Below are 21,117 nucleotides of genomic sequence, written 5' to 3' on the forward strand. Positions count from 1 at the left end.
GGCTCTAGACTGCCGCGACGGACCTGCGGTGCACCGTCATCGGGAGCGCGTCCACCGGCATCGTGACAGCGGGTTTCGGCCGGGGCTGATGTCCCGGCACGGACACCAGTCGCCAGCGCGCGACGATCGTCGCGAGCACGAGAATCAATTCGGTCCAGGAGAACGTCTCACCGATACAGCCGTGGACACCGGCCCCGAACGGCATGAAAGCGTTGCGCTGTGCCGCGGTCAGTCGCTCGGGTAGCCAGCGGTCGGGATCGAATCGCTCCGGTTCGGCGAAGATATCGGGATTGTGGTTGAGCGCGTAGAAGCTGTAGAGAACCGCCTCACCGCCCGGTATGCGGTAGCCGCCGAGTTCGGTATCTTCGGTCGTCATCCTGGTCTGGAAAAAGCCCTGCGTTCGCAGGCGGAGTGTTTCGGTGAGCACCCGGCGGGTGTACTCCAATCGGCCGACATCATCGAATTGGGCCGCCCGCCCGGCGAGCACACCGTCCACTTCCTCGTGCAGCCGTTTCTCGACATCCGGATGGGTGGCGATCTCGTGGAAGGCCCACGACAGAGTGTTGCTGATGGTATTGCTTCCGGCGATGAAGAAGGTCAGCACCTCGTCGTGTATCTGTTGATCGCTCATGCTCGGGCTGCCGTCATCGTCTCGAGCGAGAAGCATCATCGACAAAAGGTCGCCGCGATCTTCGCCGCTGGCCCGATACTCCCTGATCGTTTCGTGGATGGTCCGCCGCAAATAGTCCTCCGACTCCCGGTATAAGCGATTTCCCGGGGTCGGCAGCTTCGTCAGCAGGCCGGTCGTATCCGTCATGCGCCGGAACAGCCCGCCGAGTACGGCTCCGGTGGCGTCCATGAACCGCCGCTGGTCCAGCGAGGTGCCCGGCGCGAAGATCACCTGGGTCACATTGGCCAGGGCGAGTTCGTCCATTTCCCGCTCGATCCGCATGGTGTCGCCGTCGGACCAGGCATCGATCTTCGCCACGACCAGTGCGCTGATCAGCGTGCAGTAATGGATGATCCGCGTGCGGTGGAACGCGGGCTGCAACAGGCGACGCTGGCGCCGATGGAAATCGCCGTCCGAAATCCCGAGGCCGTTACCGAACATGACGCGGAAACGTTCGGTGATCGGGCCGCCCCTGGCGAATATCTCCGGTGCGCGCATCACCTGCCGCATCAGATCGGCGTCGTTGACGACATACATCGGACGGCGGCCGAGCCGGATCACGGTCACCGGATCCCCGGACTGCAAGGAGAGCAGCAATGGGCCCGGACGTCGCTTCATATCGAGCCCGTGGCCCAGTAGCGGCATACCGCCTGGTGTAACCGCCGGCTGTCGAGAAATAGTGGTCATCGGTTCGCCGCTTTCTGAATCGGACCGCGCGAGCTATTCATGACTCGGAGCGGCATGGGCGGCCGACGGCGCGGTGGCGAGCGGCGCACCGGTTTCCAACAGAGCCTTGAGATTGTTCATGAGCCCGGGCCAGCCACCGCTGCCTTCGAGTTGGCCGCTGATCGCCCGATACATGACGCTGCCCGGTTCGAAGCCGTCGTGGGTCACCGTCAGCCGAACCTTGCCGTCGCTCTCGGGTTCGATGTCGAAGGTGACCTTGGTGCGCGGTTCCTTGACGTACTCGGCGAGTTCCTCATCCGTCCAGCCGAAGCGCATGGCGTGTGCCGGTTGCAGCAGGTGCCAGCTATAGGAAAGAGTTCGATACGGGACGGCCGACAGCACCACCTGACCCAGATCCTGAAATTCCTCCTCCGGCATGTTCTGCCATTTCACCGGCGACCCCACCTGCCAATCGGATTGCATGGCGACGCCGAACCAATATCGGCGGGTGAATTCGGGTTCGGTCAATGCCGCCCACAGCTGTTCAGGTGTCGTCGCGATGCGTGTCGTGTAGGTGAATTCCATGGTGCTCATCTTCTTTACTTCGATAATGCTGTATAGCGAACTGGTTTCGACTGCCCCAGCCTCGGTCGATACGCTCCGGCGCTGTGGCCGCAACCCGCATCGCGACGTCACCCGCTATCCGTACTACTTCACCTGAGAGTTCCCATCAGGGCAGCCGCAGGTTCGGTGGATGCTCGTCCAGCACCACCCGGAGTATGACGTCGTGTTCGAGGGCCGCTTTCAAAGCGCTGAGCAGATAGGTGAATCCGGCCGTGGAATCCCGGACGCTGTCGATCTGGGCTTGGAGGTCGCCCGTGTACCCGGTCTCGGTGATATGCAGATACGTGGTGTCGTTTTCATACGGTATCAGCGAGAATTCGACGGTCGTGGGCTTGTCGGGATTGTAATTGTCCCAGGTGAATCGGATTGTGCGGTCGATTTCGAATTTCTCGACCCGGATCGTGCGCGCCGCGCCGTACATTTCCCACTCCCAGGTGAGTTCGGCGCCCTCGGCCATCCGGCCGCTGCTCTTCGTGTACCAGAATTTGGCGGTTATCGAGGGGTCGGCCAGGGCCTCGAAGACGTCGTGCGGCGGACGGCGGATGAGCATGCCGACATCGACTGACAGCGGTTTGATCGACTGCGGTGCAACCATGGTGTCTCCTGTCACTAAGCGGGTTCGGTAAAGCTTTCGATAGTGTTCGGGATCCACTGTAACGGCGGATGGGTGTCGACGTGGGCCATTCGATCAGGCGAACGCCGAGTTCCCGGTCATCGCTTGCGGCCCTTGAGGTCTCGGTGCCTTTGCTCTACCTTGAGCAGCGGCACGTTCACTATCCGAAACCAAGGGAGAAACCCGGTCATGGGTGAGGTGGATGCCGCGGCGATCGAGCCGATGTGGCCCAAGGGCGCGAGCGAGGAGTACATCGCGGCCCGTATCGAACTGGCGAAGGCCGAGCGCACGTTGCGCGATCAGATCGAGGAGGTGGCCGCCGCGCGCCGACGGATGCCCACCGGCCGCATCCTCGACGATTACTCCTTCACCGAGGGCCCGGCCGACCTCGGCAGGAGCGGACCGGTCCGGACCACCAGATTGCGGGAGCTGTTCGGGCAGCACGACACTCTGGTCGTCTACCACTTGATGTTCCATCCGAACGACGACGAAGCCTGCCCGATGTGCTCGATGTGGGTCGACGGGTTCCAGGGCGTCGCCCATCATCTGGCCCAGCGCACGAGTTTCGCCGTCATCGCCAAGGCTCCCCTGCCGAAGCTGCGCGGCTGGGCCTTGCGGCGCGGATGGGACGGGCTGCGCATTCTCTCCAGCCACGACACAACTTTCAATGCCGATCTGAGCGCCGAGCGACCCAACGGTGATCAGCGACCGATGATCAGCGTATTCACCACCGAGGGCGACCAGGTGCGGCACTCTTACACGCTGCCCGCGAACTTCCTCGACGACGCCCAGCGCGGCATCGATCTGCTGTCCCCGGTCTGGAACGTCCTCGATTTACTGCCCTCCGGCCGAGGCGACTGGTATGCCGAGAACCATTACGCCGGGCGTGAGCGCCGAGCTTGACACACGCCCGAACAATCGCGAATCTCCTGCGGCACAAGGCGATCGGAGCCCGTCCCGTAATCAACTCTGCCACAGCAGCAGCATGAGGCAACCGCCGAAACTCGTTGCGTGAGGGCCGGTCCACGACCATAACCCGGTTACCTCCGACGACCACCGCGAAGCGATTGGACGCCACCCTCGGCCCCATCGGTTACGACGGAATCGACCTGGGGATGACCGTCGCTCAGGCCAGGGACAGTGGGAAGATCTCGTCAAACAACTTACGGGTCGGTAATCGGGCCGGTGAATATCTGGTTTCGGTGTCGAATCGCCGGACGAAAATAAAATTTGCTGCGCCTCGCAATTTCCGCGATATCGTCGAGGGGAATCCGCGGCCCGCACCCCAAAACCTCTCCTCCCCCGCGGTTCCGGCGAGCCAATAGCAACTGAACCGGAGGCTACTTTCTTCGATGAAGTGAGCAACGAGGAAGAAGACCGAACCGGGGTCGGATGCCAACCTTGAATGCAGATCCTGCGAAGGAGGGCATGCGGATGGCTTCGATTCCAGGGCGGTTCCGCCGAACGATCTTGACACCGGATATCCGACAGACATTGTTGAAGGTCCGCGGCTTCCCGGCTCGCAATCCGGAGGCCCAACAATGCCTCGAGGTCGCGGGACGAACCTTCGTGGAAGGATTCGCCGTCGCAGCCGAACAGGGCACGGCGGCCGAGACCGCCGCCATCCTGTCCCGAATCGACAGTGTGCGAAGAGGTTTCGCCTTCGAAGGCGCGGCGATGGCGCTGGCCATCCGGGACGCTCTTCCGCTGGGGCACAACCATCACCTGTCGGACTTTCGCGCCGTCGCCGATGAGCACATTTACATGATCTATGTCGGTGCGGGCTGGGCGCTGGCCAGGCTGCCGCGCCGACTGCACCGTGCCGCGCTGCGCGGGCTCACGGATCCGGTGTTGATCTGGTTGACGCTGGACGGCTACGGCTTCCACCAAACCTACTTCCGCACAGCGCAATACGTGCAGCGCAAGCATATCGACCGGACGCCGCCCATGGTCACCACCCGCCACCCGAGCTATGCGCCGCGGGCAATCGATCAGGGCATCGGACGTGCCCTGTGGTTCGTCTCGGGCGCCGATCCTGATCTGGCCCGTAGGTTGATCGAGGAATTCCCGGAACCGCGCCGCGCCGACCTGTATGCCGGACTCGGGCTGGCCGCCACCTATGCCGGCGGCGCGACCACGGACGAACTGCGCACACTATGCGAGGGCGCGACCGAATACCGTCGCTGTCTCGGTCAGGGCGCGGTCTTCGCCGCCGAGGCCCGCGCGCGGGCCGGAATCATATGCCCCGCAACACGATCCACGCTGCGGACGATCACCGGACTCGACGTCGGCACTGCTTCCGAAATCGCCGTCGCCACCCGCCCGGCGAGCCACACCGTCGACGGTCGGGTCGGCTTCGAGGTCTGGCGGGAACGGATCCGGCGGCAATGCCGCACCGCCGCGGCGTCGACGACTCAGACGGGAGCCGAATCGTGAAGGTGCGCACCAAACTTCTTGTTCCCACGCTCGGCGCGGTGCTCTTGCTGCTGTCCATCTTCCTGATCGGACGCGCGCAGGTCACCACCCCGGATCCGGCGCAGGTCGCCGCGGGCTACCGGCTCGACCCCATGCCGATCGCCATGCCGCCCGGCTACGATCAGATGCCGAAACACACTGTGCGTCAGGTGAATCCGGCATACCAGAATCTGCGCTCCTGGATCTCCTCGGTCGGGGCGTCGATCGCGATCAACGACCTCGTCGGGCACGGGCGATCCGACGGCATGTGCATCGTCGACACCCGCACCGACGCGGTGGTGGTGACCTATGCCCCCACCGCGCCCGCGACCGACCGCTTCACGCCGTTCACCCTCCGGCCGGATCCGCTCATCGTGGATTCGACGATGGCGCCGATGGGTTGCGCCCCAGGCGATTTCACCGGTGACGGGCAGATGGACCTGCTCGTGTACTACTGGGGCCGCACGCCGATCATCTTCCAGCACAACGCCGTTACCACCCTTTCCGCCGCGGCCTATACCCCGGTGGAGGTCGTCCCGTCGGGCAGCACCCGCGATCGCTACAACGGCGAATTATGGAATACCAACGCCATTTCCATCGCCGACTTCGACGGCGACGGGCACCCCGACCTGGTATTCGGCAATTATTTCCCGAATTCCGGTGTGCTCGATCCGAACGGGCATCCCGATGTCGTCATGAACGATTCCATGTCCAATGCCAGGAACGCGGCGGGCGAGCGCGTATTCCGTTGGGCGGGAAACGATCCCGCCGGGCATCCGACTTATTCCGAGCAGAAGGACGCGGTTCCCGTCGAGGACGCCACCGGATGGACGCTCGCGCTCGCGTCGGGCGATCTCACCGGTGATCTGCTCCCCGAACTGTATATCGCCAACGACTTCGGCCACGATCATCTGCTCTACAACCAGTCGGCGCCGGGCCGCATCCGCTTCGGCGCCGCGACCGGCCGGCGCACCTGGACCACCCCCAAATCCTTTGTCCTCGGCAATGATTCGTTCAAGGGGATGGGCGTCGATTTCGCGGATCTGTATCAGCGCGGGAAATTCGACATGCTCGTCAGCAATATCGACACCCCGTGGGGACTGCAGGAAAGCAATTTCGTGTGGCGCAACGACGCGGCGAGCCCCGGGGAAATGCGCGACGATCTCGCGGCGGGCGAGGCGCCGTTCTCCCAGCAGGCCCAGCAACTCGGGCTGGCCTGGACGGGCTGGTGCTGGGATGTGAAGGCCGCCGACCTGCGCAATTCGGGGAACCTCGACGTCTTGCAGACCGCGGGATTCGTCCAGGGCAACGACGCCGACAACCGGTGGGCCTGGCTGCAAGAGCTCGCGACGAGTAACGATGTGCTGCTGCACAATCCGGAGTTGTGGCCGCGGGTGACGCCCGGCGACGATATCGCGGGCAGGCACACCATGGCCCTGTACGCCAAGGGCGGCGACGGCAAATATGTCGATATCACCGCGCAGGCCGGTACCGACGCGGCCATACCGACGCGCGGCATCGCCGTCGCCGACACCACCGGCACCGGAATGCTCGATTTCGCGGTCGCCAGGCAGTGGGGTCCGCCCGCCTTCTTCGCCAACCATTCGCCGAATCCGGGCAGGCCGCTCGAGCTGCGGCTCTACCGGCCGACCCAAACCTCCAGTGCCCCAGTGGTACTCGGCCAGCCCGCCTACAACGCGGCCGTCACGGTGCGCACCGCCGACGGAAAGACCATGCGCGGCCAGCTCGACGGCGGCAGCGGGCACAGCGGCAAACGCGGTTTCGACGTGCACTTCGGCCTCGGCGCCGCCGCCGGTCCGGCGACCGCCGAAATCGAATGGCTGGACACCACCGGCGGCCGCCACCAGCAGACCCTCCAGCTCAGCCCGGGCACCCACGCGCTGATGCTCACCGACACCGCCACCGAGATCGCCAAGGAGGTCACCGCGCCATGACAACGCTCATCCGCAGACGCATCACAGGCGAGCAGGGGTCAACCGTCGCCGCGACCAACGGCGCCCGGCCGAAACCCGAAGCGGCAGTGCGGGATATCCGCTATCTCGCACTGCGGAACTTCGCGATCTCGCTCAGCGCGCTGAATATCGTCGGCTACACCCTGCTCGGTTTCGAACAACCACCGCTGTGGCCGATCCTGGCGATTCTGTCGGCCTATGCGATCGACCTGGTTTTCGAAACCCTCACCGCGTGGTCGCGCGCCACCTCGCCCAGATACCTGGGACGCGGGGCGCGTGGCGTATACGAATTCCTGTTGCCCGCCCATATCACCGCGCTCGCGGTGAATATGCTGCTGTACGCCAACAATCAGTTCTGGCCGATCCTTTTCGCCGTGGCCGCCGCGATCACCAGCAAGTACGTCTTCCAGGCGCCATTCGGCGGGCGAATGCGGCATTTCATGAACCCGTCCAACTTCGGGATCACCTTGGCGCTGCTGTGTTTCAGCACCTGGATCAGTGTCGCGCCGCCGTATGAATTCGGCGAGAACATCAACACGATGTTCCGGATCGCGGTCCCGTTCATTCTGGCCATCGCGGGCACGCTCATCAATGCCACGCTGGTGCGGCGGATTCCGCTGATCGTCGGCTGGCTCGGCGGGTTCGTCATCCAGGCGATCGTGCGGCACGAACTGTTCGATGTCGCGCTGTTCGCCGCGCTGGGCACGATGACCGGCACCGCGTTCATCCTGTTCACCAATTACATGATCACCGATCCGGGTACCACGCCGTTTCCGGCGAAGGCGCAGTTCATGTTCGGTGCGTCCGCCGCGACCGTATACGGGCTGCTGATGGTGTTCAACGTCGTCTACACGCTGTTCTTCGCGGTGACCATCGTGTGCGCGATCCGCGGGACATACGCGTGGATCGCGCACTGGGTGCGGGCCGCCCGCAAGGCCCGGCTCCGAGCCGAGCCCGCGCCGGAGTTGGTGCACGCCGCCGTCCAGCGGGTCTGAACCGATGGCTCGACTGGCAATCGTCGGCATGGCCTGCCGCTTTCCCGATGCGGCCAACCCCGCCGAGCTCTGGGAGAACGTGCTCGCCGGACGGCGCGCATTCCGGCCGATACCGGATGTGCGGTTGAACGCGGCCGATTATTACGACGGTGATCCCGCCGCGGCCGATCGGCACTATGCGACGCACGCCGCGGTGATCGAGGGCTGGACCTTCGATCGGGCCCGACATCGGGTCGCCGCCAACGTTTTCCGATCCACCGATATCGCCCACTGGCTCACCCTCGACACCGCGGCGGCCGCACTCGACGACGCCGGACTGCCCGCGGGCGAGGGCCTCGACCGGGCGCGCACCGGCGTCATCCTCGGCAATACGCTCACCGGCGATATGTCCCGGGCGAACCTCATGCGGCTGCGCTGGCCGTATGTCCGGCGCACCCTCACCGGCGCGCTGCATCGCCGGGGTTGGCAGGCCGAGGAGATCGCGGATTTCCTCGACGAGTACGAGGCCGACTACAAGGCGCCGTTTCCCGAGATCACCGAGGACACCCTGGCGGGCGGGCTGGCCAACACCATCGCCGGGCGGATCTGCAACCATTTCGATTTCGGCGGTGGCGGATTCACCGTCGACGGGGCCTGTTCGTCGTCACTGCTCGCGGTCGCGCAGGCGGGTGACGCCCTGGTCACCGGTCAGCTCGATGCGGCGCTCGTCGGCGGCGTCGACCTCTCGATCGATCCGTTCGAACTCATCGGTTTCGCCAAGACGAAGGCGCTGTCGAGTTCGGGCATGCGCGTCTATGACGAGCTGTCCAACGGTTTCTGGCCGGGCGAGGGTTGCGGGGTGATCGTGCTGCTGCGCGCCGAGGACGCGGATTCCCTTGGCCTGCGGACATATTCGACGATCGCCGGCTGGGGTGTGTCCTCGGACGGCCGCGGCGGTATCACCCGTCCCGACCGCGACGGGCATCTGCGCGCGATCGAGCGCGCGTACCGGATGGCCGGCTTCGGCATCGATACCGTCGACTATCTCGAGGGCCACGGCACCGGCACGGCCGTCGGCGACCGCACGGAACTGGAGGCATTCGATCGGGCGCTGGCGACACGACACGACCGGCGGCCGGTCGCGCTCGGCACGATCAAAGGCAATGTCGGACATACCAAAGCGGCGGCCGGTATCGCGGCGCTGATCAAAGCGGCGCTTGCCGTGCATCGCGGCACCATTCCGCCGGTCACCGGGACCGAGCGAGCGCATCCCGTCCTCACCGATTCGAATCGCATCTACCTCCCCGAGACGGCGACGCCGTGGCCGCGCCCCGAACACCCGCGCCGCGCCGGAGTGTCGTCGCTGGGTTTCGGCGGCATCAACACCCACGTCGTGGTGGAAAGCGGGCAACCGGCGCGACCGCTGCCCCGATCGCTCGACACCCGGCTCGCACACAGCGCCCAGGATGCCGAACTGCTCGTGCTCTCGGCGGCGACGCCGGCACAGTTGCAGACCCGGCTGCGCGAGGTCGCGGGCCTCGCGGCGCGCTGTTCGTTCGCCGAACTCGGTGATCTGGCCACCGAGCTGATCAACGCCGACGCCGAATTGCCGGTCAGGGCGGCCGTCGTCACCGATGCGCGCCAGGCCGCGCGCCGACTGACCGAACTCGCCGACGCGCTCGCGGCGGGCGAGCAGCGCCGGTTCGCGCCGGAGCGCGGCCAATTCCTCGGCGCGCGAACCGAATCCGAGCCACGCATCGGATTGCTGTTCCCGGGACAGGGCGCACCCGGACAAGGCGACGGCGGTGCGCTCGCCCGCCGGTTCACCACCGTGGCCGATCTGTACCGGCAGGTCGGCGTCCGGGACGCGGGTGCGGCGACCGAGGACGCGCAACCGCGCATCATCACCGCGGAGCTGGCCGGGCTGCGCCTCCTCGATGCCGCCGATGTGCACGCGGCCGGCTGTGTGGGGCACAGCCTCGGCGAACTCGCCGCCCTGCACTGGGCCGGTGTCTTCGACGAGATCGAGGTGGTCCGCACGGCGGCCTTCCGCGGCCGGGCGATGCAGCGCGCGGCCACCACCGAAACCGGTGCCATGGCGACGATCCGGACGTCGGCCGAGCGCGTCACGCCGCTCGTCAACGACAGCCCGGTGGTGATCGCCGGATACAACGGACCCCAGCACACCGTGATCGCCGGTCCGGCCGATGCCGTCGACGCCGTGCTCGTCACCGCGCGGGCCGCCGGTCTGCACTGTCAGATGCTGCCCGTTTCGCATGCGTTCCATTCCCCATTGGTCGCACCCGCCGCGCGGGCCATCCGGGACTATCTCGACCAGATCGAGCTCGGCCGGATCAAGCGGCCGGGGATGTTCTCGACCGTCACCGGGGGCCCGCTCGAACCCGGCACCGCGGTCACCGAGTTGCTCGAGCGTCAGGTGCGCGCGCCGGTTCGGTTCGCGGCCGCGCTCTCCCAGCTCGCCGCGGGCTGTGATCTTTTGATCGAGGTCGGTCCCGGCCGGTCGCTGACGACGCTCGCCGCCGACACCTGTCCGATGGTTCCGATCGTCGCCATGGAGACCGACGGCAATTCCGTCGCGGGCGCGCTGCGCACGCTGGCCGCCTGCTACGCCTTCGGCGCGCGTCCCGATCTGCGGACCACCACCGCCGACCGCTTCCACCGCGCCTTCGCACTCGACAAACAGTTCGTCTTCATCGAAAGTCCCTGTGAGCGCGCGCCGGACGACTCGCAGCTGCGCCGGGCCCGGACCACACGGCCGCAGTCCGTCGAAAATGCTTCCGCCGCAACGGATGTCACCTCGTCGTTCGATATGCTGCGCGAACTCATCGCGGCCAGAGCCGAACTGGCGGCCGAGGACATCACCCCGAATCTGCGCCCGATGGACGACCTGCACATGAGCAGCATCACCATCACCCAGCTCGTCGCGGACGCGGCACAGCGAGTCGGCGTCGCGGTCCCCGAACCGACCACCAATGTCGCGACGGCGACGATCGCACAGCTCGCCGAGGCAATCGACGATCTCGCGAATTCGGTCGGCGATCCGGTGCCCGCGCACGACGACCTTCCCGGTGTCGACAGCTGGGTGCGGCCGTTCATCGTCGATCTCGTCGGCATTCCCCTACCGCCCTTACCCACCGCCGATCAACCGGGTCGGTGGCAGGTCCTGGCACCCGCCGATGATCGGATCGCCATGGCCCTGCGCCACCAGCTCGCGACGGCTCACTGCGGCGACGGCGTTCTGCTCCGGCTCGGCGACTCCGCGCGCGAATCGGCCGCGACCGGCGTCGAGCGCATGCTCGCCGCCGCCAGAGCGGCGCTGGACACGCGGACTCGGTTCGTCGTCGTCGATGACGGTGGTCACCGCGGCGCCGCCGCGCTCGCCAGAACCCTGCATCTGGAAGCGCCCTCGGTGCGCACCACCATCGTGCACACCGCGCCCGGCGCGCCGCCGGCCGACACCGCGCGCATGATCTGCGCCGATATCGCCGCGACGACGACCTTCCGCGAGGTCCACTACGACGCGGAAGGTGTTCGGCGCGAACCGGTCCTGCGTGAGCTGACCCTCGGCCGGTCCCGGCTGCCGCTCGACTCGGCGGGCGTACTCGCCGTCACCGGCGGTGCGCGTGGCATCACCGTCGAATGCGCGACCGCGCTCGCACAGCGCACCGGATGCAAACTCGCGATCATCGCGCGAACCCCGGCCACGGATCCCGATGTCACGGCGAATATGGACCGGCTGCGCGAATTCGGTGTCACCGCACGGTATTACGCCGCCGATGTCACCGACCGCAGCCAGGTCGCGGCCGCGGCCGCCGCGGTGCGGCGTGAACTCGGCGTGATCACCGGCATCCTGCACGGCGCCGCGGTCAACACTCCGGCCGCGCTCGGCTCACTCACCACCGATGACGTCATGCGCATTGTCGCACCGAAAATCGACGGTCTGCGCAATCTGCTCGACTGCGTCGACCTCGCCACGCTCGGTCTGCTCGTCGGTTTCGGCAGCATCATCGGCCGAGCGGGGCTGCGCGGCGAGGCGCACTATTCGATCGCCAACGACTGGCTGCGCACCACCATCGATACGGTGGCCGCGGAGCTGCCACGGTGCCGCTGCCTGACCATCGAATGGTCGGTGTGGGCCGGAACCGGAATGGGTGAGCGGCTCGGCGTGCTGGATTCGCTGATCCGCGAGGGTATCGAGCCGATCTCGGCCGATGCAGGTATCGAGGTCATGCTCGATCTGCTGCGCGCCGAGGATTGTCCGACCAGCGTGGTCGTGCTCGGCCGCACCGCGAACCTGCCGACCATCCGCTTCGACAAGTCCGAACTGCCGCTGCTGCGCTTCCTGGAACGGCCGCGGCTGCACTTCCCCGGCATCGAAGTGCTTGCCGAAGCCGATATTTCGACGACGACCGATCCGTATCTCGCCGATCACCGATTCGCCGGTGATGCGCTGTTCCCGGCGGTCATGGGAATGGAGGCCATGGCACAGGCGGCGACGGCACTGTTCGGCGCTGGGCGCAATATCGAATTGCGGGATCTGGAATTCCTGCGGCCGATCACCGTGCACGAGGGCGGCACCACTATCCGGATCGCCGCACTGCGCACCGGCGCGGCGGTGCGGGTCGCGATTCGGTCCGGTACCACCGGATTTCAGCTCGATCATTTTCGCGGAGTGTGCAAACTCGCAGCGCCTGGCGCGGCCGCCGAACCGGTGCGGCAATTCGCCGAAATCGAATCCGCGGACCTCGGCATGGCGATCGATTCCGACTTCTACGACCGAATCATGTTCCACGGGCCGATGTTTCGCGCGGTGCAGGATTACCGGCACCTCTCCGCGAAACAATGCGTCGCACGAATCCGGATGGGCGAGACGCGCTGGTTCTCGCCCATGGTGCCGAATGCGCTGATCCTCGACGACCCGGCGGCACGCGATGCGTTCATGCACGCCATTCAGGTCTGCGTGCCCGATGCGACGCTACTGCCCTCGAAAGTGGCCCGGGTGCGGGCGTTTCCGGTGCCGAGCGAGGTGCGGGCGGTGACGCTGACGGCGGTCGAACGCGCGCACGAAGGGGCGAGATACGTCTACGACGTCCTCGTGCGCGATCCGCACGGCGCGCCCGTCGCGGCCTGGGAGGGTCTCGAACTCACCGCGGTGACGCCGCGACCGCCTACGGCCTGGACACCCGAATTCCTCGGCCCCTACCTGCAGCGTCATTTGGACACCGTGCTGCCGGAACCCATGCGGGTGGCCATCATTCGCGACCGGCCGATGCCATCGGACACCGACGTCCATTCCCCGCGCCGCTCCGCCAGCCGCCGCGCGCTCCTCGCCGCGCTCGGCCGCGTCGTCCCGATTCATTACCGGCCCGACGGCAGGCCGCAGATTCCGGGCGAGCACGCGAGCTTCTCCCACGGCGCGGGTCTCACCATGGCCGTCGTCGGGGCGCGCAGGCTCGGCTGCGATCTCGAACCGGTGCTGCCGCGCACGTCGGGCGAGTGGAACTCGCTGCTCGGCCCGTCGGGTGTCGCACTCGCCGAGGCGTGCGCCAGGGCCGCGGCCGAATCGTTCGCCACCGCGGCCACCCGGGTGTGGAGCGCGCGCGAGGCCGTCACGAAACTCGGTGTCACGGTGGCCAGACCGCGGCTGACGCTCGACGGCGGTCCGTCGGCCGGTGGCTGGCTGACCTTCCGGCACGGGACCGATGTGGTGTGGTCGTTCGGGGCCACCGTCGCCGCCCCGGTTCCGGACCAACCCGTTGTGTTCTCCGTCGTCGAAAAGGGCTGACGCATGCAGGCTTACGAGATGACGCACACTGTCGGCTTCGAGGAGACCAACCTCGTCGGCAATGTCTATTTCGTGCACTACTTCCGTTGGCAGGGCCGCTGCCGGGAAATGTTCCTGATGGAGCACGCCCCCGACATCGTCGACGAGATCCGCCGCGACCTCAAGCTGTTCACCATCAAGTGCGAATGCGAATACTTCGCGGAAGTGACCGCCCTGCAACGACTTACGATCAGGATGACCTTGACCGATCTCACCCAGACGCAGCTCGAATTCGAATTCGCCTATCTCGAGGTGGACGAGGGCTCCGGCGCCGAACGCCTGCTCGCTCGCGGCAGGCAGCGCGTGGCGTGTATGCGCGGCGCGGGCACGCACGTCGAGCCGACGCGCGTGCCGGAGAGCCTGCGGCGCGCGCTCGAACCCTATCGCGCCGGATCCGGCGCGCGGGTCGCGACGACCCGACACTGATATGCGATCAGGACGCGTCGACGACGGCGGGCGCGGCCCCGGTGAGCTCGAGGTCGAGCAGGCGCAGGCAGCGCGCCAGCGAAGTGCTGTCCCCGGTGATCACCACCTTGCCCGACAGCACCGCGTCCAGGACGGCGATCTGCTCGGTGCCGATCCGGATGAACGTCTCCGGATCGGCCGTGACGATCAGCGCGGGTTCGGCGGGCGCGGGTCCGCCGACGACGCGGGCGACGTGGTTCGCGCACTGCACGTGGAACACCTCGTCGCCGATCTGGAATTCGTACGACTCGTCGACCTCGGGCGGTGGGCCGACGGAGATCATCGCCTCGAGTGCGACGCGCCCCCATTCGGCGCGCACCAATCCATCCTGTTCATAGGAGGCGACATGCGACAGGCCCCATGACGCCAGCCCGATGACCACCGGGCGCAACGCCTCGCCGCTCGGCGTCAGCCGATAGCAGACGCCGCGGCCGTCGCCGGACACCGATTCGCGCTGGACGACACCCTGCTCGGTGAGCATCTGCAGGCGCGCGGCGAGCAGATTCGGCCCGATGCCGACCAACGTCTCCTCGAGTAGCTGGTTGTACCGCTTCGGACCGGTCAGGAGGTCGCGAATGATCAGCAGCGTCCAGCGCTCCCCGACGATATCGAGCGCCGCCGCGACCGCACACATCTGCGCGTATCGCTTCGTTCCCATGCTGCTACCTCCGATGTCATGCAAGTGCAACCGTTAGCTACATAGATACATGGTAACCGGTATCCGCCACACCTTCCGGAAGCGACCGTTCGGAACTATTTTCCGCCGCACCTGCACCGGCCCGTGATCTATCACCAGCTGGACGGCCGAATCCAGGCTCGACCACCGCCGGCCGGAACAAGGTCGAAAACCGCAACCCCGACCAGGTTACCCCAGTAAACTACACCAAACTATAGTGTCATCCGCAAAAGCTGGCCCGCACAGGGGGATCGAACCGCGATGGAACGCATCGACAGCCCGGTCGAACCGGAAAATCCGCCCGATACCGCCGCGACGACCGCACGCCCCATGGCCTTCCGCCTCGGATTGGGTCTGACAGTTCTCGGCGTCGCCCTGCATATCCCCATGTTCCTCGAGTCGCGCGAGATGCAATATCACCTCGCCGGAATGCCGATGACCCCGGAAATGATGATCGGCATGGTCCTACTGTTCCTCGGAGTCGGTATATCAATTTACGGCTTGGTTCCACATGAAACCGCCGCGCACCGGCCGCACCGCCGAATCAGCATCGAACCGCTCGACGACACGCCGATCCGCCCCGCGCATATCACCCTGCTGCTCGCACTCGCCGCCGCGGTGACGATCGATGTGATGAAACCGGTCGCGCTGGCTTTTACCGCGCCGGGCGCCGCCGCGGAATACGGATTGAAAGGCCCGTTGAATCCGCACGCCGCCGCATTGCCGATCGCGCTGTATCCGCTTTCCGGCATCACCGGCACGATGATCGGCGCATTCATTTGGGGCTGGCTCGGCGACCGCATCGGGCGGCGGGCCTGCATTCTGCTCGCGGGAATTGTCTTCATCGCGACCTCCACCTGCGGTGCGATGCCCGCCTATTGGCTCAACCTCGTCACGTGTTTCGCCATGGGGCTCGCCGTCGGCGGGATGCTTCCCATCACCTTCGCGCTGCTGTCCGAAACCGTCCCGCGCAGGCATCGCGGCTGGATGATGATCCTGATCGGCAGCGATATCGCCGGTGCGTACATCATCGTCAGCTGGCTGGCGTCCACCTGGGCCGCGCCGGATCGCTTCGGCTGGCGGCTGCTGTGGTTGATCGGCCTGCCGACCGGATTGGCGCTGTTCGTGCTCAACCGATGGATCCCGGAATCTCCACGCTTTCTATTGCGCATGAACCGCGCCGGCGAGGCGGCCGCGGTATTGCGTCGGTACGGCGCGGAAATCATCGAAGCGGATACCCGGCCCGATGCCGAGGACACCGTCCGCAACAGCTCATGGCAATTGCTGCGCAAGCCTTTTCTCGGATTGTCGGTGGCGGTGGCGCTGCTCGCGCTCGGCGTCGGCACGACCCAGTACGGATTTCAACAGTGGATGCCGTCGAATCTGCAGCGGCTCGGTCTCTCGGAGGTCGCCGCGAGCTCGGTGCTGCGCAATGCCGCCATTCTCGGATTTCCGCTGAGCGTTCCGGTGGCCCTGCTGTACGGATTCTGGAGCAGTAAGAAAACCGTCATTCTGATGGTCGCGGCGATTACGGTCGCGCTGTCGGCGTTCGTCGCGCTGGGCGATCGGGTCGGTGACAATCGGGTATTGCTCTACGTACTCCTGGTCATACCGGTGTGGGGCATCAATACTTTGAACGCGACCCTGGCCGCCTTCACCGCCGAGGTCTACCCGACGGTGGTGCGGGCCCGCGGCAGCGGATTCTCCGCGGGCGCGACGAAGGCGGGCGGCGTATTCATCCTCGCCGCCGCCGTCGCCGCGATCGCCGAGCCGTCCATCCGGCTCACCGCGGCGGTCGGCGTGCTACCGCTCGGCCTGGCGGTCCTCGCGCTGGCCGCCTACGGCCCCGAGACGAGGCACCGGCACCTCGAACGCATCACCGCCGCCCAATTGCGGATCGAATCAGCGGCGTAAACCTCACGCGCGCAACGCATTCCGCGCGGCCGCCAGATGCGCGGGCGACGCACCGCAACAGCCGCCGAGAATATCGAGGCCGTAGTCGGCGCGCCACCGGACGAGCAGTTCGGCGAATTCGTCCGGATGCAACGCGCTCGGCAGTCCCCCACCATCGGTGCGCGGCCCGGTGCGGTCCTCGATATTCGGATAGGCGCCGATCAACCCGGCCCTGCCGCGGCACAGCGCACGCATCGCGGCCTCGGTTCCGGCCGGTGACGTGCAATTGACGAGTACGGCCTCGGCCCCGGCACGCTGTACCGCGTGCACCGCACCGGACAGATCCTCACCGGAGAGCACCCTGCCGTCCGCGCCGCAGACGAACGACACCCACGCCCGCCCGCCCACGGCGAGCACCTGCTCCAGCGCGATCCTGGCCTCGCGGATGGTGTTCATCGTCTCCAGCAGGAACAGGTCGACTCCGGCTCGCGAGAGCTCGCGCGCGAGCCACCCGTGTTCCGCGCGCAGTTCCGCGTCCTCGGGCACCAGATCCGGTCGATAGCAGTCCTCGACCGGTGCGATCGAACCGGCGATCCACGCCTCGGGCGCACGGGCCTCCTTGCGCGCGGCGCCCGCGACGCCGACGGCCGCGTGCACCATCCAGGCGCGACCCGCGTCATCGAGCCGGGTTCGGCGCAGCGCACGCAAGTTGGTCCGGAAGGTATCGGCCGTGATCACCTGAGCGCCCGCGGCCAAATAGGCCTCGTGCACCGACTGCAGGACCTGCCGTTTGGCCTCCGTGCGCAGGGCCGCGGTGGTCCACCACGGGTCGGCCATCGGGATGCCCGCCCGCTCCAACTCGCTGGCGACGCCGCCGTCGAGCAGCAGAACTCCTTCTGGGGCATGGGAATTCGTCATCTGTCACCTTCCAGGGCGCACTGCAGATCCTCGATCAGATCGGCCGGATCCTCGATACCGACCGAGAGGCGAATCAGGTCGTCGGTGATACCGGCCGCGATCCGGGTCGCCCGGGGTACCGGCCGGTGCGTCATCAGCGCGGGGCATTCGATCAGCGAACGCACGCCGCCGAGGCTCACCGCGCATGCGAACAGTTCGGTGCGCGCCATGAGCTTCTCCGGATCGCCGAGGTACCGGAAACTCACCATCGAACCGGGCCCCGACATCTGCGCACCGACCAGGTGGTGTTGTGGATGTGCCCGCAGGCCAGGGTATTTCACCTCGCACACGGCCGTCGAGGCACACAGCGCATCGGCGAGCGCCTGCGCGGTCGCCGTTTGGCGGGCCACCCGCAGGGACAGGGTTTTGACGCCGCGATGCACCATGTAGCAGTCCAAACCGCCGGGCACGCCACCGGTTACGGTCCGGTGCTCGACGAACCGCCGATGCAGGTCCGCGTCGCGGCACACCAGTGCGCCACCGAGTACATCGGCGTGGCCCGCGATGAATTTCGTTGTGCTGTAAAGGCTTACGTCCGCACCCAAATCGAGTGGGCGTTGCAGGGCCGGGCTGGCGAAGGTGTTGTCGACCACCAGTACCGCGCCGCGTTCCCGGGCCAGCTCGGCGGCCTCGGCCAGATCGGTCAGCTCGAGCAGCGGATTGCTCGGGGTCTCCACCCACACCATCGCGGTGTCGGCGACGAGCGCCTGCCGCAGCTCGGCCGGATCGGTCGAATCCACATAGTCGACCCGGATCCCGTAGCGGGCAAGGCTTTCGAACAGCGCGTAGGTGCCGCCGTAGATATCGTGCGAGGACACCAGCCGCTGCCCCGGCGACAGCAGCGAAAGCGCCGCGGTCGCCGCCGCCTGCCCCGACGAGAAGACCGCGCAGTATGGCGAGTCCTCCAGCGCCGCAAGGCATTCCTCCAGCGCTTCCCTGGTCGGATTCTCCCCGCGCGAATAGAACAGCCGCGGCGGATCCTGTGCAAAGCGGTCGTAGGTGGTCGCGATGTGGACCGGCGGCACGATATCGCCGCTGCCCGGAGTGGATCGCTGCCCGCTGTGGACCAATCTGGTGTCGAAGCGCATGGCGGTCAGCCGATCGGTGCGACTGCCCGCAGCAACAGGGCGGTACTCGGCAGAGACACCGCGCCGTCCGGCCCGCGATAGGGTTCGACGGCCGCACCGACCGCGGCCCAGGTCCGCGGATCATCCGCGCTGCCGAACCGCTCCCGCAGCATGTCCTTCAGACTGGGCGGGCTGACCACCTTGCTGAATTCGACGTAGCGGTCCGGTGATTCGAGTACGAACGGCACCTGGAAGCGGGTGACGACGACCGCGCCGAAGCCGGCCTCGGTCAGTTCCGCGGTCACCGCCTCCGGGTCGGCCATGCTGAACGGGCCCGGCGCACCCGGCGGGCCCGGCGGCAGGCCGAGTCGTTCGGCGATCACCCGGAAACCGAGCGACATCATCGGCGCCAGCGCCGGTTCGGCCCACACCGCGGCGGCCAGCACCCCCCCGGGCACGAGTACCCGCGCCAGCGTCCGGAACATGGCCACCCGATCGACCGCGAACATCAGCCCCCACCTGCTGAGCACGACATCGAAAGCGGCGGAAGGGAATTCCAGCGTCTCGACATCGCCGACCACGAATTCCACCTGGCCGAGTCCGTCGCCCCGATCCCGGGCGCGGGCGATCATCTCGGGCGCGAGGTCGATACCGATGACCCGTCCGGTGGGACCGACCACGGACGCCGCGGTCAGCGCGGGTTGACCGGTGCCGGTGCCGACATCGAGCACCCGCTGACCCGCACCCACCCCGGCGAGTTCGAGCAGTCGCGCGGTCACCGCCGCGCCACCGGTCTCGAAATCGTCCTGGCACGACAGCCATCCCGCGCTGATCGCGTTCCAGGTGGCGCGCTGGGTTCGCTTGAAGCTCACCGGATCGAAGACCGTTTCCATGCTCGTCCCCTTCATCGATGGCTTTCGGCGGCCGGGTCGACGGCCAGAAACCGTTCGGCGGGATGCTCTTTCGTCCATACACCGGGTTCAACGGTGGTCAGCGCGCGGCGCACCAGATCGATCTCCGCTTCGGTGTTGTAGATCCCGAAGGACAGACGCACGGTGCCGACCACCTCGAAGGTGTCGACGAAGACGTTGGCGCAGTGCACCCCGCTGCGCACCGCGACACCGTGCCGGTCCAGGTGGCCGCCGACGTCGTAGGGGTGGATGCCGTCGACGACCAGCGAGACGATGCCGTTCGGGTCGGCGGCCGGATCGCCGAGCACCTGCACCCGGGGCACGCCCGCCAGTACCTCGACCGCGGTGCGCACCAAATACTCGTCGTGATAACGGATTTCGTCCCAGCCGAGCCCGGCGAGGTAGTCGAGCGCCGCGGCCAGGCCGACGGCACCCGCGACATGCGGTGTACCCGCCTCCAGCCGCGCGGGCGCCGGCACATACGCCACGGGTTCGTCGAGGGTCACGCCCTTCACGGTTCCGCCGCCCACCTGGTACGGCTGGAGTGCGGACAGCAGCTCGGCCCGGCCGTACAGCACGCCGATACCCATCGGGCCGTAGACCTTGTGTCCGGAGAAGCAGTAGAAATCCGCATCCAGTTCGCGGACGTCCACCGGCCGGTGCGGCACCGCCTGCGCGCCGTCGACCACCACCGGTATGCCGTGCCGGTGCGCGTATTCGATCAGCGTCCGGACCGGATTCACCGTCCCGAGGACATTCGACACGTGCGCGACCGCGGCGAGCCGCACCCTGGGGCCGAGCGCGGCGGCGAAGCGCACCGGATCCACTCGACCGTCGGCTTCGACCGCCACCACGACCAGTCGAGCCCCGGTGCGCTCGCAGAGCCGCCGCCACGGCAGCATGTTCGAATTGTGTTCCATACCGGTGACGACCACCTCGTCACCGGCCGTGACCACCGCCCGGCCGAAGGTGTCGGCGAGCAGGTTCACCGACGCCGTCGTGCCGGGGGTGAAGACGATTTCGTGCGGGTACCGCGCGTTGATCGTGCGGCGCACCGTCTCGCGCGCGTGCTCGTACGCGTCGGTGGCGGCCATGCTCAGCTGGTAATAGCCCCGGCCGATATTGCTGTTGACGCCGCTGTAGTAGTCCACCAGCGCATCCAGTACGGCCTGCGGCTTCTGCGTCGTCGCGGCATTGTCCAGATAGGTGAGCGGATGTACGCCGAAGCGCCGCCGCAGAATTGGAAAGTCGTCGCGAATCACCTCGCCCAGTGCCGAGGAACTGATCTTTCCCATATTCATCAGATCGGCCACTAGATCACTATATCTA

At 66.8% G+C, this 21,117-nt stretch carries 16 protein-coding genes; 8 read left to right on the top strand and 8 right to left on the bottom strand.

Going from position 1 to position 21,117, the window contains the following annotated elements:
• Window positions 1–4 precede the first annotated feature (4 nt).
• Together F5544_RS23050 and F5544_RS23055 are read right to left on the bottom strand one after the other, a co-directional pair.
• Window positions 5–1,315: a cytochrome P450 gene (locus tag F5544_RS23050; RefSeq protein WP_238846590.1), complete on the bottom strand. Its 1,311-nt coding sequence runs from the start codon at window positions 1,313–1,315 to the stop codon at window positions 5–7.
• A gap of 75 nt (window positions 1,316–1,390) precedes the next feature.
• Window positions 1,391–1,930, bottom strand: a complete 540-nt coding sequence (locus F5544_RS23055; protein WP_167475122.1) for an SRPBCC family protein — start codon at window positions 1,928–1,930, stop codon at window positions 1,391–1,393.
• On the opposite strand from F5544_RS23055, the gene F5544_RS23060 reads away from it, so the two are divergent.
• Window positions 1,920–2,057 (top strand): hypothetical protein, encoded by a 138-nt coding sequence (locus F5544_RS23060; RefSeq protein ID WP_167475123.1) that lies wholly within the window; start codon window positions 1,920–1,922, stop codon window positions 2,055–2,057. The two genes, F5544_RS23055 and F5544_RS23060, sit on opposite strands and share 11 nt — an antisense overlap.
• Before the next feature lie 9 nt (window positions 2,058–2,066).
• On the opposite strand, the gene F5544_RS23065 is transcribed toward F5544_RS23060, so the two are convergent.
• Window positions 2,067–2,555, bottom strand: coding sequence for an SRPBCC family protein (locus tag F5544_RS23065; RefSeq protein ID WP_167475124.1), 489 nt, complete (start codon window positions 2,553–2,555; stop codon window positions 2,067–2,069).
• Between the two features lie 207 nt (window positions 2,556–2,762).
• Between F5544_RS23065 and F5544_RS23070 the strand changes: the two genes are divergently transcribed.
• From F5544_RS23070 to F5544_RS23095, 6 genes are all read left to right on the top strand, one after another.
• A complete protein-coding gene (locus F5544_RS23070; protein ID WP_167475125.1) occupies window positions 2,763–3,476 on the top strand; it encodes a DUF899 family protein in 714 nt (237 codons plus the stop codon).
• Between the two features lie 531 nt (window positions 3,477–4,007).
• Window positions 4,008–5,009: a DUF1702 family protein gene (locus F5544_RS23075; protein ID WP_167475126.1), complete on the top strand. Its 1,002-nt coding sequence runs from the start codon at window positions 4,008–4,010 to the stop codon at window positions 5,007–5,009.
• On the top strand, window positions 5,006–6,982 hold the full coding sequence (locus tag F5544_RS23080) for a CRTAC1 family protein (protein ID WP_238846591.1): 1,977 nt from the start codon (window positions 5,006–5,008) through the stop codon (window positions 6,980–6,982). Before F5544_RS23075 ends, F5544_RS23080 begins: the two co-directional genes overlap by 4 nt.
• Window positions 6,979–7,995 (top strand): RnfABCDGE type electron transport complex subunit D, encoded by a 1,017-nt coding sequence (locus F5544_RS23085; RefSeq protein ID WP_167475128.1) that lies wholly within the window; start codon window positions 6,979–6,981, stop codon window positions 7,993–7,995. The genes F5544_RS23080 and F5544_RS23085 overlap by 4 nt, the downstream gene beginning before the upstream one ends.
• Before the next feature lie 4 nt (window positions 7,996–7,999).
• On the top strand, window positions 8,000–13,780 hold the full coding sequence (locus F5544_RS23090) for a type I polyketide synthase (protein WP_167475129.1): 5,781 nt from the start codon (window positions 8,000–8,002) through the stop codon (window positions 13,778–13,780).
• Between the two features lie 18 nt (window positions 13,781–13,798).
• Entirely contained in the window at window positions 13,799–14,245 is a 447-nt protein-coding gene (locus tag F5544_RS23095; RefSeq protein ID WP_238846592.1) for an acyl-CoA thioesterase, read from the top strand.
• Between the two features lie 7 nt (window positions 14,246–14,252).
• Here F5544_RS23095 and F5544_RS23100 read toward each other — a convergent pair whose 3' ends face one another.
• A complete protein-coding gene (locus F5544_RS23100) occupies window positions 14,253–14,942 on the bottom strand; it encodes a winged helix-turn-helix transcriptional regulator (protein WP_167475131.1) in 690 nt (229 codons plus the stop codon).
• A gap of 279 nt (window positions 14,943–15,221) precedes the next feature.
• On the opposite strand from F5544_RS23100, the gene F5544_RS23105 reads away from it, so the two are divergent.
• A complete protein-coding gene (locus tag F5544_RS23105; protein WP_167475132.1) occupies window positions 15,222–16,874 on the top strand; it encodes an MFS transporter in 1,653 nt (550 codons plus the stop codon).
• A 3-nt stretch (window positions 16,875–16,877) separates the two neighbouring features.
• Here F5544_RS23105 and F5544_RS23110 read toward each other — a convergent pair whose 3' ends face one another.
• Genes F5544_RS23110 through F5544_RS23125 form a run of 4 tightly spaced genes read right to left on the bottom strand, consistent with a single transcriptional unit; the run spans window position 16,878 to window position 21,101 of the window.
• Window positions 16,878–17,771: a homocysteine S-methyltransferase family protein gene (locus tag F5544_RS23110; protein WP_167475133.1), complete on the bottom strand. Its 894-nt coding sequence runs from the start codon at window positions 17,769–17,771 to the stop codon at window positions 16,878–16,880.
• On the bottom strand, window positions 17,768–18,898 hold the full coding sequence (locus F5544_RS23115) for a trans-sulfuration enzyme family protein (RefSeq protein WP_167475134.1): 1,131 nt from the start codon (window positions 18,896–18,898) through the stop codon (window positions 17,768–17,770). The genes F5544_RS23110 and F5544_RS23115 overlap by 4 nt, the downstream gene beginning before the upstream one ends.
• A 5-nt stretch (window positions 18,899–18,903) precedes the next feature.
• The gene (locus F5544_RS23120) at window positions 18,904–19,770 is read right to left on the bottom strand and encodes a class I SAM-dependent methyltransferase (RefSeq protein ID WP_167475135.1); all 867 of its coding nucleotides are present in this window, start codon (window positions 19,768–19,770) and stop codon (window positions 18,904–18,906) included.
• Between the two features lie 11 nt (window positions 19,771–19,781).
• Entirely contained in the window at window positions 19,782–21,101 is a 1,320-nt protein-coding gene (locus F5544_RS23125; RefSeq protein WP_203217323.1) for an aminotransferase class V-fold PLP-dependent enzyme, read from the bottom strand.
• Window positions 21,102–21,117 lie beyond the last annotated feature (16 nt).

This window comes from Nocardia arthritidis (assembly GCF_011801145.1).
Lineage (GTDB): Bacteria > Actinomycetota > Actinomycetes > Mycobacteriales > Mycobacteriaceae > Nocardia > Nocardia arthritidis_A.